General features: G+C 57.5%; 12 protein-coding genes and 1 tRNA gene. 4 read left to right on the top strand and 9 right to left on the bottom strand.

Annotation, left to right across the window (positions count from 1 at the left end; all coding sequences use genetic code 11):
• Window positions 1-31: 31 nt before the first annotated feature.
• Entirely contained in the window at window positions 32-1,810 is a 1,779-nt protein-coding gene (ftsH, locus tag RS9916_RS04060; protein ID WP_198003393.1) for an ATP-dependent zinc metalloprotease FtsH, read from the top strand.
• A 47-nt stretch (window positions 1,811-1,857) separates the two neighbouring features.
• Window positions 1,858-4,635 (top strand): UPF0182 family protein, encoded by a 2,778-nt coding sequence (locus tag RS9916_RS04055; RefSeq protein ID WP_007097972.1) that lies wholly within the window; start codon window positions 1,858-1,860, stop codon window positions 4,633-4,635.
• 62 nt (window positions 4,636-4,697) lie between these two features.
• Here the strand turns inward: RS9916_RS04055 and RS9916_RS04050 are convergent, their stop codons facing one another.
• The gene (locus RS9916_RS04050; protein WP_007097971.1) at window positions 4,698-5,300 is read right to left on the bottom strand and encodes a peroxiredoxin; all 603 of its coding nucleotides are present in this window, start codon (window positions 5,298-5,300) and stop codon (window positions 4,698-4,700) included.
• Between the two features lie 156 nt (window positions 5,301-5,456).
• Between RS9916_RS04050 and RS9916_RS04045 the strand changes: the two genes are divergently transcribed.
• Window positions 5,457-5,750, top strand: coding sequence for a hypothetical protein (locus RS9916_RS04045; RefSeq protein WP_007097970.1), 294 nt, complete (start codon window positions 5,457-5,459; stop codon window positions 5,748-5,750).
• 65 nt (window positions 5,751-5,815) lie between these two features.
• On the opposite strand, the gene RS9916_RS04040 is transcribed toward RS9916_RS04045, so the two are convergent.
• The 7 genes from RS9916_RS04040 to RS9916_RS04010 form a co-directional block, all read right to left on the bottom strand.
• Window positions 5,816-5,889, bottom strand: a tRNA-Met gene (locus tag RS9916_RS04040).
• A gap of 35 nt (window positions 5,890-5,924) precedes the next feature.
• Window positions 5,925-6,941, bottom strand: coding sequence for a peptidoglycan DD-metalloendopeptidase family protein (locus RS9916_RS04035; RefSeq protein WP_007097969.1), 1,017 nt, complete (start codon window positions 6,939-6,941; stop codon window positions 5,925-5,927).
• 109 nt (window positions 6,942-7,050) lie between these two features.
• Entirely contained in the window at window positions 7,051-7,527 is a 477-nt protein-coding gene (locus tag RS9916_RS04030; protein ID WP_007097968.1) for a tRNA (cytidine(34)-2'-O)-methyltransferase, read from the bottom strand.
• Window positions 7,524-8,063 carry a bifunctional adenosylcobinamide kinase/adenosylcobinamide-phosphate guanylyltransferase gene (gene cobU, locus RS9916_RS04025; protein ID WP_007097967.1) on the bottom strand — a complete coding sequence of 180 codons (540 nt, stop codon included), beginning with the start codon at window positions 8,061-8,063 and terminating at the stop codon, window positions 7,524-7,526. Before cobU ends, RS9916_RS04030 begins: the two co-directional genes overlap by 4 nt.
• Entirely contained in the window at window positions 8,053-9,201 is a 1,149-nt protein-coding gene (pxcA, locus tag RS9916_RS04020; protein ID WP_038024149.1) for a proton extrusion protein PcxA, read from the bottom strand. The genes cobU and pxcA overlap by 11 nt, the downstream gene beginning before the upstream one ends.
• A gap of 17 nt (window positions 9,202-9,218) precedes the next feature.
• Window positions 9,219-9,881 (bottom strand): photosystem II repair protein Psb32, encoded by a 663-nt coding sequence (psb32, locus tag RS9916_RS04015; RefSeq protein WP_007097965.1) that lies wholly within the window; start codon window positions 9,879-9,881, stop codon window positions 9,219-9,221.
• 41 nt (window positions 9,882-9,922) lie between these two features.
• A complete protein-coding gene (locus RS9916_RS04010; protein WP_007097964.1) occupies window positions 9,923-10,333 on the bottom strand; it encodes a tellurite resistance TerB family protein in 411 nt (136 codons plus the stop codon).
• Window positions 10,334-10,395: 62 nt separating this feature from the next.
• Here RS9916_RS04010 and RS9916_RS04005 point away from each other — a divergent pair, with 62 nt between their 5' ends.
• Window positions 10,396-11,091, top strand: a complete 696-nt coding sequence (locus RS9916_RS04005; RefSeq protein ID WP_007097963.1) for a cofactor assembly of complex C subunit B — start codon at window positions 10,396-10,398, stop codon at window positions 11,089-11,091.
• Here RS9916_RS04005 and lptC read toward each other — a convergent pair.
• A complete protein-coding gene (gene lptC, locus RS9916_RS04000; RefSeq protein WP_232199523.1) occupies window positions 11,027-12,181 on the bottom strand; it encodes an LPS export ABC transporter periplasmic protein LptC in 1,155 nt (384 codons plus the stop codon). The two genes, RS9916_RS04005 and lptC, sit on opposite strands and share 65 nt — an antisense overlap.
• Window positions 12,182-12,213: the final 32 nt, after the last annotated feature.

Below are 12,213 nucleotides of genomic sequence, written 5' to 3'. Positions count from 1 at the left end.
CAACGCGACACCAGCTCAGAACCCTGACCCCTTGGCACGGTTGAGGCCGGATCAGCCTCCTATTTACAGCGAATTACTGCGCCAAATCAAAGGTGGTGAGGTCAAAGATCTGACTTTGATCCCACAGAGGCGCGAAGTGCTGGTGCGTTACGCCGACGGCCGCAAAGCAACTGTTTCCATCCTTGCGAATGACCAACAGGTCCTTCGCACTGCTGAGAGTGCTGGTGTCCCCCTCACTGTCAAGGACATTCGCGGCGAGCAGGCTCTTGCCGGATTAGCCGGCAACCTCGGCTTGGTTCTGGTCATCGTCATTGGTCTGTCGTTTCTCCTGCGACGTTCTGCTCAGGTTGCGAACCGGGCCATGGGTTTCAGCCGCAGTCAGCCACGGGTCAAATCTGAAGACGATGTGGTGGTCCGGTTTGAGGATGTTGCTGGGATCACAGAAGCGAAGGATGAACTGCAGGAAGTGGTCACCTTCTTGAAGGAGCCCGAGAGCTTCATCCGCCTCGGAGCCAAGATTCCCAGGGGAGTGCTATTGATTGGCCCTCCCGGCACTGGCAAGACGCTGTTAGCCAAAGCCATCGCCGGCGAAGCTGGCGTCCCGTTCTTTTCGATGGCCGCCTCGGAGTTTGTGGAACTCTTTGTTGGCGTCGGAGCTTCACGGGTGCGTGATTTGTTCCGCCAGGCCAAGGAAAAATCACCCTGCATTGTGTTCATTGACGAAATCGATGCTGTTGGTCGTCAACGTGGCGCCGGCATTGGAGGGGGCAATGACGAGCGTGAACAAACCCTCAATCAGTTGCTCACCGAAATGGATGGTTTCGCTGACAACTCAGGTGTGATCCTGCTTGCCGCAACGAACCGTGCCGATGTACTGGATACGGCGCTGATGCGACCAGGCCGTTTTGATCGCAGGATCCATGTCGATCTCCCTGATCGACGCGGTCGCGAAGCGATTCTGGCTGTGCATGGCCGGACACGACCTCTTGCAGAAGATGTTGATTTGAGCGATTGGGCCAAACGGACACCGGGTTTTTCTGGTGCAGATCTGGCCAACCTGCTCAATGAAGCAGCGATCCTTACGGCCCGGGATAACGCTTTGGCCATTGGTGATGGTCAGATCGAGAGAGCCTTAGAGCGCATCACCATGGGCTTGACGGCAGCACCGCTTCAAGACAATGCCAAAAAGCGACTGATTGCCTACCACGAGATTGGGCATGCACTCGTTGCTGCTCTTACGCCTGGTGCAGGAAAGGTCGACAAGGTGACCCTGCTGCCTCGATCCGGAGGTGTTGGAGGGTTTACGCGGTTCTGGCCGGATGATGAGGTGATCGATTCCGGGTTGCTCACCCGTGCTGCTCTCAAGGCACGCTTGGTTGTTGCGTTGGGTGGCAGGGCGGCTGAGTTGGTGGTGTTTGGGCCCTCTGAAGTGACGCAGGGGGCGAGTGGCGATCTGCAGATGGTCAGTCAGCTCGCACGCGAGATGGTGACTCGATTTGGTTTCTCCAGCCTGGGACCGGTTGCCCTGGAAGGGGGTGGCAATGAGGTGTTTCTTGGGCGTGATCTTGTGCACACCAGGCCCACTTACGCCGAAAGCACCGGACGTGCCATCGATGCCCAAATCCGCAATCTTGCAAAACAGGCCCTCAGCGAGGCGATTGGTTTGCTTGAGTCCCGCCGCGAAACCATGGACCGGCTGGTCGAGGCATTGATCGCCGAAGAAACGCTCCACACCGAGCGCTTTCTTGCACTCGCTGGTCTGGCCAACGAAGAGCTGCCGATGTCGGTGCAGGAAGGAGCTCTGCCTTGAGTACCAAACCGGCGCGCTCATCATCACGAGCGACCGGTCAAGGTCGATTGGGCTGGTGGATTGCTGGCCTAGGCACAGCATTGCTGATCGTGCTGTGTCTGCGGATTCAGGTGGAGTGGCACTGGTTTGCCCAGTTTTCCCTGCAATCCGTCTTGCTCAAGCGCTGGGTCTTTGCTGTGGCAGCGGGGATGTGTTCTCTGCTCTTCAGCACAGGTCTCTGGCTTTGGCGACGTCGTTGGTTGCGACTGGCTGATCCGCTGGTTGGCGCAGATCTGCTCATACAGGAGCATCCTCATCCATCTCAAAGGCTCAAGGGTTGGCGTTATGGGCTGAGCCTTTTGGCGGTGACAACGCTGGTGATCACCGTGCTCGCATCCATCCTTCGGGTCACTTGGATTGCTTGGGCCAATCCCTTCGCGTTGGGCCACTGGTGGGACCAACCCTTTCCAGGTGAGACCTTGCCCTGGGTGATGGCTCTTCTGGGTCTCTCCAGCCTGGTGACAACCCTTGCACTTCGTCGCCAAGATGCCCCATTGCTGCTGATGAGCAGCCTCTGCCTTGGCTTCTCGGCGGCACGTGCATGGGGACTCTGGATTCTGGCTCTGGCGATTCCGTCCAGCGGTCTCCGCGATCCCCTTCTTGGTGCTGATGTCAGTTTTGGGCTTGGGCGCTTTTCAGCCATTGCCCTGGTCCTTGAGTTGTTGCTCGCGCAGTTGTTGCTGGTCTTGGGATCAGCCTTGTTGCGCCGGATGACCGCATCAACAGCCTTGTCGGATTGGTCCGTTCAGGCTCTGAACACCGCTGAACGACGGGGTCTTCGCCCTCTACTGGCAGGGATCCTCAGCTTGTTCGCTGGTTTGGTCTGGCTGTCCAGGCACCAGTTGATGTGGACCCAAGACGGCGTTGTGGCTGGCGCAGGCTGGCTTGATGTGCATTGGGTGTTGCCGTTGCGTCAGGGAGGCGCCTTCGCCCTCTTGGCCCTAGCCGTGCTGGTCTTCCCCATCCCTTGGCCGACTTCACGTCGACGTGGCCGCCGACTGGCCATCTCCATCGCCCTGGCCTGTCTGTTGATGGAACTGATCCTGACGCCGCTTTGGGATTGGTTGCTGATTCGTCCTCGGGAGTTGGTGCTGGAGACGCCCTACATCACACGGGCGATTGCTTCCACCCGACACGCTTTTCAGCTGGATGACATCAGTACCCGTTCAACCACACCGGCTCCCCGTCTGAGCCAAGAGGACCTCACTGCGGCTGCGAGCACACTGAGCAATGTGCGCCTCTGGGATAGCCAACCATTACTGGCGACCAACAGGCAACTCCAGCAACTCAGGTTGTATTACCGCTTTTCCAATGCAGCGGTTGATCGCTATCAGCTCACTGAGTCTGATGAACAGCGACAACAGGTGATGATCAGTGCCCGTGAATTGGATCAGGCAGCTCTACCGGATCGATCGCGCACCTGGTTGAACCGACATTTCGTCTTTACCCATGGATACGGCTTCACGCTCAGCCCTGTAAATACCCATGCCCAAGACGGATTACCGGATTATTTCATTAGTGACCTGGGGCAGGCCACACGCATCGAAGGGAATCAGTCCCTGGGTATCAGCAAAAACGATGTGAAAGAAAGGGTGCCAATTGGTCGTGCCGCTCTTTATTTCGGCAGCTTGCCTTCGCCCTATGCCGTAGCACCGACAACGATTGAAGAGCTGGATTATCCCGAAGGGGATGAAAATCAATACAACCACTATCGCGGATCGGCTGGCGTCCCATTGGCCAATCCTCTTCAACGGTTGGCAGCTGCCGTCTATCTCAAAGAGCCCCGTTTACTCAATACCGGAGCCTTGACACCAGGCTCCAAGCTGCTTGTGCGACGGGAGGTGAGACAGCGCTTGAGGGCGCTGGCCCCTTTCCTGTCGTACGAGGGTGATCCTTATCTGGTCTCGGTGCCGATTTCAGCTGGAACCCAAGGATTTACCTCCAGCCAACATCAGTATTGGGTTGTTGATGCTTACACCACATCCAAGACCTATCCCTATGCCGCTGAACTGCCCGACGGCAGCTCCCTTCGCTATGTGCGCAATGCTGTCAAAGCCGTTGTTGATGCCTACAACGGCAGTGTGCATTTGTATGTCAGCGAACCGGAGGATCCGATTGTTCAGGGATGGATGGCTGTGTTCCCTGAATTATTTCAAGAGCTCGACGCAATGCCGGCTGAACTTCAACGCCATCTGATGGTTCCAACCCATCTGTTTGAACTTCAGGTGCAGCAATTGCTTCGCTATCACGTGACTGACCCGCGTATTTTTTACAGCGGCGACGATGTCTGGCAAGTGCCGATGGAGCTGTATGGCAAGCGTCAGATCCCTGTGGCTCCCTACCACGTGACGGCTCAACTGACGTCTGCATCGGAGTCTGAATTTCTTCTCCTACAACCGTTAACCCCATTGGCGCGTCCCAATCTCTCGGGTTGGTTGGCGGCTCGTAGTGATGGAGATCATTACGGCGAACTGGTCTTGCTCCGTTTCCCGTCGGATCTTCCGATTTATGGGCCAGAACAGATTCAGGCTCTGATCAATCAGGATCCTGAAATCAGCCGCGAATTTGGTCTCTGGGATCGTGCTGGATCTGAGGTGGTTCAGGGGAACTTGTTGGTTCTTCCTGTGGGTGATGCTCTTCTGTACGTGGAGCCTGTCTACCTCAAGGCTGAACAGGGGGGACTCCCCGCGTTGAAGCGCGTCGTAGTCAGTGACGGCAGCCGTGTTGCGATGGAGAGCACCCTTCTCGATGCCATTCAAGCTTTGTTGGATGGAAAAGGCTCCTGACGCCGAAGCATCAAAAAACCGCCCCGACGGGCGGCTGTTTTGAATGAGTCTGATCCTCAGCCTCAGTTGACTGCGGCGAAGAACTCCTTGCTGCCGACGGGGTCGGGCTTCATGGTCTTCTCGCCGGGAGTCCAGTTTGCGGGGCAGACCTCATCGGGGTGAGACTGCACGTACTGGAAGGCCTGGAGGACGCGGAGCGTCTCGTCGACGTTGCGACCCACGGGCAGGTTGTTGATGGTGGAGTGCATGATCACACCATCAGGGTCAATGATGAACAGGCCACGCAGTGCCACGCCAGCATCCTCATCGAGGACGTTGTATGCGCTAGCGATTTCCTTCTTCAGGTCAGCGACCAGGGGATAGGCGATGTCGCCAAGGCCACCCTGGTTGCGGGGAGTTTGAATCCAAGCCAAGTGGCTGAACTGGCTGTCCACAGAAACGCCCAGCACTTCAGTGTTCTTGCTGGAGAAGTCTGCATAGCGGTCGCTGAATGCAGTGATCTCCGTGGGGCACACGAAGGTGAAGTCGAGGGGGTAGAAGAACAGCACCACGTACTTGCCGCGATACTGCGACAGGGTGACCTCTTTGAATTCCTGGTCAACCACTGCGGTGGCGGTGAAATCGGGGGCCTGTTGACCCACGCGCAGAGCGCCGGTGGCGGTCATGATGGAAGAGCGATGGTTCAGCCCTGACAGCGATCCGAATTCTTACGCGAAGTCGAATCGACTACCAGTTGCCTTTCTCAATTTATCACGGTCGTTCTTGGCCTGAATTGTTGGGGTGTATCGAGCTTGCTTTAAGTCTGGCCGTAAAATGGGCTCATGATCAATCGTTCAATGGCCTGGGATCAGGCTCTACTCAGGAAGTTCAGTAGCACTGGCCATTTCCGTCTTCTGAATCAGGTGCGTAGCGAGCTCAAGGCTCAGCCGCTCCAGCGTGACCCGCAAACCAAAGTTCTTCAACTCCAAGCCAAGCCCATGCGAGGGCAGCCCGTGCGGGCTCAGCGCCGGCCCAATGCCCTTGAAAACCACACAGGAGACAGCCTCCTTCCTGAACGTCAAGCTGATACTCCTCGCTCTTTCCGGGATCGCCTGAACGCCATTGAAATGCGTTGACGTGACCTGTAATTCGTGAACCATTTGCAATAAAAAGCCCGCCTATTTCAGGCGGGCTTTTTTAATGACAAGGGGGAGACTTGAACTCCCGACCTGCGGGTTATGAATCCGCCGCTCTAACCAGCTGAGCTACCCTGTCGGACTTCGAAAGTTTAAACGATCGCCTGTCAGCAATCAGGCGCGGCGACTGGAAAGAAGGCTCATCGGATCGACTGCTGCACCACCTGGCTTACGGATTTCGAAGTGCAGATGAGGACCAGTGCTGCGACCGGTACTTCCCATCAGCGAAATGGTCTGTCCTTGAGGGACCAGCTGCCCTTTGCGCACGAGCAAGCGACTGTTGTGGGCATAGCGGGTGGACGTGCCATCGCCGTGACTCATCTCAACGAGATAGCCATATCCACTGCTCCAACCGGAGTAGACAACAACACCGTCCTTAGCGGCCAGAATCGGGGTGCCGACGTTGTTGGCAATATCAATGCCTTTGTGCATGCGTCCCCAACGCCACCCGTAACCAGACGTGAAGACGCCTTTGGCAGGCCAAAGGAAGGATTGTGCCTGGTCTTGCTGCGTTCCACCAGGGAACTGGGGACGACTGGGCCAGCTCGCACCACCGGAAACACCAGGCCGAATGGCAAGCAGAGCACGAGTCGAGGCATTGGCCACCTTGAGCTCTGAGCCAATCACCAGTCGCGCCAGGTTGACACCGGGATTCAAGCGGCGAATGTCGGTCAGGCTGAGGCCATGGCGCTTCGCAATCGATGTGAGCGAGTCGCTGCTAGTGATTTTGATAACCTGACCAAGCGAAGGTGGCGGCACGAGTGGTGCCGTATCGCTGATCTTTTTCCGATCAAGGAATGTGGACAGTGCAAGCTTCAGATCGTCAAGCTCGGGAAGGACAACCCAAGCGCCTTTCTTGATGGAAGCGTCTGATGGCAGCTCATTGAGCTTGGTGAGTGTCTCGACGGCCAGGTTGAGATCGTCGGCCAGCGCGCTCAAACGAACGTCTTGATTGACGCGAATCCACTGCCGTTTGGATTCGGTGGCGACAGGAGGTGGAGCAGAAGCGAGCAGGAAATCTTGGGCGCCCGTGTTGTGACGGCCATCAGCGATGCCAGGCTGACTACCGATGGCTGCAAGCCCCAGAACGGGAATCGCAGAGGTGAGTGCCAGTGTGAGGAGGGGCTTCATCTCAGCGAGAGAAGAACAACATCTCCGGAGAAGCCGCCACGACCCAGAGACTGGCCGAAAGTAGCGGCCCGAACACCCGTGCGCAAGGGGGCTTGGCCCAGGTTGTCGATTACCACAAACCCAGTTGGAGACCCGCTTGGAAACTCACCAGCGCACAGGACACAGAGAGATTCAAGCTGCGCACGTTCTCATGGCCACGCATTGGAATCGTGCAGATCGCATCACAGCGCTCGCGAACGGGGTTGGGTAACCCGGTGTCTTCCCGTCCGAAGAGCAGCACGTCTCCAGGCTGGAACTGAAATGTGCTCAGGGATTGGCCTTGATGCCGGCTGCAACCGATCAGGCGATGAGGGACGGGCAGTTCAGCAAGGAAGTGCTCAAAATCTGGGTGAGTCGCCAAGTCGACATGGGGCCAGTAATCCAATCCAGCACGTTTGACTGCTCGATCATCAATGCTGAATCCCAACGGCTCAATTAACGACAAAGGCAATTGAAAAGCTGCACAGCTGCGTGCAATGTTTCCTGTATTGGGTGGAATGCGCGGCTCGAACAGCGCGATGCGCAATGGCGATTCAGGCAAGGTCATACCGGTATCCCAAGGGCATGCAGATCAAGAGCTCGGCCCTGGACCACGAGCCAACTTCGCTGGCTGTGCTGCTCCAGGGCCTGGGCAAGCGAACCCAATCGATCGCGAAAGAGCCCCCCAATGGCGGTGGGTGGCACGACACCCCAGCCTGTTTCCTCGATGACGACAACAGCGGCTCGTTGGCGCATGGTGAGGCTTTTGATCAACTGTTGACAAGCGTTCTGCCACTGCTCGTGGTCTAGCTCCAAACACCACGCCACATAGCCACCAAGGGCGTCGATCAACAGATGATGATTTGGATCGATGTCTGTAATCAGAGCAGGCAAGTTGGCCTCGGCCTCCACCAGGCTCCAGTGCGCTGGCCGCCGCTCACGATGGAGACGCAAGCGTTCCTGCCAAGAAGAATCGTGCTCCCTGCGCGCAGCGGTCGCCACGTAGGTGACAGCGTCTTGATGGTCCAGGAGCGTTTCTGCCCAACGACTTTTGCCACTGCGGCTTGGGCCGCTCACCAGCACGAGGCCTTGCTCAACCTCCACCGTTCATGCCGCGCAGGGTTGCCACAGAGGAAGGACTGACGCGGTTCAGATAGCGGAAAATCCAGTACTTAAAGACCGTCGCCAGGATCACAGGGAATGTGGCGATGAACAGAAGGATGAAATTCTCACGAGCCGGAAAGCCGAAGTGATTGGCGATGCCATCGAGCAAGACGGTCCAACCCTCTGGGCTGTGGAAACCGACGAAGATATCCGTGAACAAAATGATGGCAAACGCTTTGGCTGAGTCACTCAGCCCATAAACAGCCTCATCAAAGAACCCGCGCAGAACCCGTAATTCTTCGCGGCAAGAGAAACAGACCACAACGAAGGCGATCAGGGCTGCAAGGTCAGAGAGGACGTTCTTGATGGCGTGGGTGCTGGCAGCATCCGCCTCCTCTTTCAATTCTTCTGCTTTTGTGGCGAGGGCCTGCTGCAGCTCCTCCTGGCTGGGGATGGCCTTCCCCTTCAACAACGCATCAAATTCAATTTCAGCTTTGTAGACCCTCAGTTTCTCCACCGCTTCTTCTTCGAGCTGAGGTTTTGGATAGCTCAGAAAGGGAAGGTCAGGAGCGAATCGATCAACCATGGGGCTGATCAGGTAGGTGCGACTGGTCTGCTGAATGAGGAGCGGCACAAGGATCAGCAGGAGCAAGACCTTGAGTGAAATCAAGGTCGAGTCACGGCGGCGACGGAAACCGGCCACCAAAGTGGCTTCTGCCGTGGGATCAAGTTGACGCCGAACACTGTCAACTACACCAAGAAGAGACCGGGGAAGCGGGTCTGGTTCCCGACTCATGGTCGGAGCAGATGCAGTGCGACGGGGGGAATAGCGATTGACCACCGCTTCGATCAACTGGACCTGACGCAACTCCTGGGTGTCGAACTGACCACGAATCGGTTCGAGCTTGTCGAGGCTGCTGCGACAGACACTGAGGGCGGCTCTGAATTTGCGCAGGATGGTGGCCTGCACAGAACTCGGGACCGAAAGCTGCAGATCCTGACGGATGGGGCGATCGCCGTAGTACTCCAGCTCAAGGCTCTGAATCAGAAGGGCAGCCTCATAACCACGATCGAGATCGCTGTTCACGTCGCGGGCATTGGCTTGCCCCAGGGTGGTGATCCAGTTGCGGAGTGCCATGAAGGGGTTCGTGCGGATCAGCGGGAGAAGACCCACCAGGTGGCCATAGGCACGATGGTGCCAACAACCAGCAGAACGACAACCCAGGTGAACGCGTTGCTCTCACGGGTTTCTTCGACAGTGGGGATGTTGGTCGGAAGCGTGGTGCGCTCCACCTCAACTGGAGGGCCGGGATCGGCGCCACCGTTCAACACCACGTCCAAACGCGTGATGCCATCGAGACTGGCTTGGCGATAGCGATCACCCTCCCGCAGGGGTTGACTCATGGTGGTGCGACCGGTGCTTTTCAGCAATTCATCGGGAAGACGATCGAGAAGCAGGGGATCAGCAACGACGGCTGCTTGCTTGTTCTGGGACTCAATCAGCAGCAGCAACAGGGGAAGATCCTGTTGCTGGGTCGACCAACGCTCGATCAGTTGCTCACCGAACTGATTGAGGCTCAAGCCGTAATCCAGACGGCGGACGGTGACAAGACGGGCGTCCACGCGTTCTTGCTTGAACTGTTCAAGACCGGTTGTGATGTCAGAACGACTGGCGCGACTCAGCACGTCGGCCGAATCGATCACACTCTCCACAGGTACTTCAGTCGGGAAATCGACTGGAGCGACAGCGAAGCAGGCTGGTACGAGCAACAGAAAACTGAGGCAAGTGGCCAGCAAGCCGGCATAAAGAGAACGCATCCGAAGCATCATTCGTGGCAGTCGGTGACAGCAGTCTGCCTTTAGCAGGCGAGGCTGTCGCGGTTTAAAGCCACGATTGCCGAAACAATCGCCTCGCAGCGCTCCTTCCCCTGGGGCATCCGTTCACAGAGCATGGCCAGGAAGGCGTGTTCCTCGTCATCAACCACTCGGTCTGCATGCACCAATTGGGCAGCCAGAGCGAGGGAGGTTTCGAGTTGTTCTGGGTTCAATACGGGCAAAGCCTGGTCGATTAATCGCGGCAGTCCTCCGTCCTGACGGAGCACGGTGAGCAGGCGATCAAACAAGTCCCCCATCTGTTCATCGCTTCGGTCGCGATAGGGGAGGCGGTACTCCAGGTGCCGACGTAAGGCATGGGCTTCTTCTCGGCCCAAAACGCCGTCGCAGGCGACAGCACCAAGGGCAATGGCGGCAAACGCTTCTGCGGTGTCCATGGCAACTGGTGCTACGACCCCCATTTGAGCAAGAGTGATTCGATCTGCCAGCCCTTTGCTCAATGCCTTTTGGAGCACGCGTCAGTCTGTCGGTCGGGGTGTTGCTGCTTTTGCTCGCCGCAGGCAACGTGTTCACGGCTGTCGCCATTGATCCAACCCTTCAACGGGCGGAAGTGTTGGCCGGAATGGCTGCTGTGGGGTTGATGCTCGTCGCCGTGCTGTGGACGCGGGCCCAACCCTTGGCCCCAAAAGCCGTGGAGCTTCCCGGTGAGCAGAGTCTCAAACTTCTCCCTGAGCTCAGTGAGCTCTGTCGTACGGAACTGGCTTGGGGAAGTCATCTTCTGCTGACAGCCACCTCTGCCGCCACAATCCTTGTGGCTTGGGATGGACACGTTCTGCTGCGGCGTGGTCTGGTGCCAGAAACCTTATTGATCGCCGACCAGGACGGCGCTAACGGAGAAACCTTCACCCCAGGCCCGATCTGTGAGCGGGCTCAACGGCAAGGGCAGTTGGTTTCCCTGGTCAAAACGGCTCTCTATCCGGGCCGCACCGAATTCGATCCGGTCCTTCCAGGTCTACCGTCCGTCATGGTGCAACCGCTGGGGGACCGGGGCTGGGTGGTGCTTGGAGGTTGGACGGAGCGTTGCTTCAGCCGCTCGGATGAACGTTGGTTTACCGGTTGGTGTGAACGACTCAGAACGACACTGGAGACGAACGGTCCTTCTCCTGCGTTGAAGGACGCTTCAGGTTGTCGTTGATCTTCAGTTGGGATTGGACCGACCCACCCGGTGAAGAGAACACAACGGTGCCATTGCGCCCCACAGATCCAACCAGTCGATCGCTACGGGTGATCTGCTGATTGGCCTTGCGTTGAAGCTCCACGTTCCCCTGGGCCTCAACCTGATTGGTGGTCCAGTTCCAGGTGCAGCGTGAGGCCTGGAGTTGGTCTCCAGGTTGCTTGAGCTCACATCCACTGAGCACGTTCACCGTTGTCTGGCCCATGGCAATCCGGAACCCACGACCCGAAAGGCGTGAATCCTTCATGGATGCCTCGAATGGTTGGTCATTCAACAACGCATCTTCAGCAAACAACCATCGGGTGGTGGTGGCATCAAGTCGGCCATCACGGTCTGGAGCCAGAACCTTGACGGGGCCGATCAAATCAAGGAAACCCTTGACTGTGTTTCCGCTCAATCGTTCGGCATGCAATTGCTGAAGGGTTTGATGGCCTGAACCGCGGCGCTGGCCTAGCACGGGTCCCTGGGACTCGAGAGAACCGGAGCCAAGGTTCCATTGCGTCTGGCGAGCACGCACCACGGAGTCCGCCTTGCTGCCCTGCTGACGCACTGGAGCCTGATTCCAACGTTCCAGCTGAACGTTTCCAAGCAGGGTGAGGTCCTCGGTGCGCTGTTGAAGCTGTGCCCGCTTACTTTGAATTCTGGTCAGGCGGTCAATCGCTTCAGGGCGCTGTTCCATCACCAACAGGGCCTGGGGAGGAGTCCAGCGCAGTCGGTCACCTTTGATCAAGACCTTCTGGCCTTGCAACTGCTGCAACTGAACGTCGCCTTCCAAGAGGACCAATTGACCGTCGTTGATCACCGTGGCTCTGTCGGCACGGATTCGGTAGGCCGGCAGATTGTTGCGATAAAGAAGGCCTTCCGGGCGACTCGCTCTTACGAGACGACGGCTGAATTCATAACGCGCTTCAGGGCTGGTTAGATCCCAGTCTTTTTCTCCATTCGGTCGTTTCTGGCGAAGCTCCAGGGAACGAAACACAAAGGGTGGCGCCTCCGTGGACGTTGATTCGTCAACCGAAGCACACCCCCCAAGGATGAGAGCAGCGATCACGCTGGCTGTCACTGGCCGGCGAAGCCGTGGCC

The sequence above is a fragment of the Synechococcus sp. RS9916 genome (assembly GCF_000153825.1).
GTDB lineage: Bacteria > Cyanobacteriota > Cyanobacteriia > PCC-6307 > Cyanobiaceae > Synechococcus_C.
Note: the sequence above shows the minus strand (reverse complement) of the source record. Positions and strands in the feature narration are given on the sequence as shown.

Coding starts and splice junctions, on each gene's coding strand:
- psb32 (WP_007097965.1), bottom strand. CDS start 9,881: ATGCGTTCTCTTTATGCCGGCTTGCTGGCCACTTGCCTCAGTTTTCTG.
- RS9916_RS04030 (WP_007097968.1), bottom strand. CDS start 7,527: ATGACCTTGCCTGAATCGCCATTGCGCATCGCGCTGTTCGAGCCGCGC.
- pxcA (WP_038024149.1), bottom strand. CDS start 9,201: ATGGCACTCCGCAACTGGATCACCACCCTGGGGCAAGCCAATGCCCGC.
- RS9916_RS04035 (WP_007097969.1), bottom strand. CDS start 6,941: ATGAAGCCCCTCCTCACACTGGCACTCACCTCTGCGATTCCCGTTCTG.
- RS9916_RS04045 (WP_007097970.1), top strand. CDS start 5,457: ATGATCAATCGTTCAATGGCCTGGGATCAGGCTCTACTCAGGAAGTTC.
- RS9916_RS04005 (WP_007097963.1), top strand. CDS start 10,396: ATGCCTTTTGGAGCACGCGTCAGTCTGTCGGTCGGGGTGTTGCTGCTT.
- RS9916_RS04050 (WP_007097971.1), bottom strand. CDS start 5,300: ATGACCGCCACCGGCGCTCTGCGCGTGGGTCAACAGGCCCCCGATTTC.
- RS9916_RS04010 (WP_007097964.1), bottom strand. CDS start 10,333: ATGGACACCGCAGAAGCGTTTGCCGCCATTGCCCTTGGTGCTGTCGCC.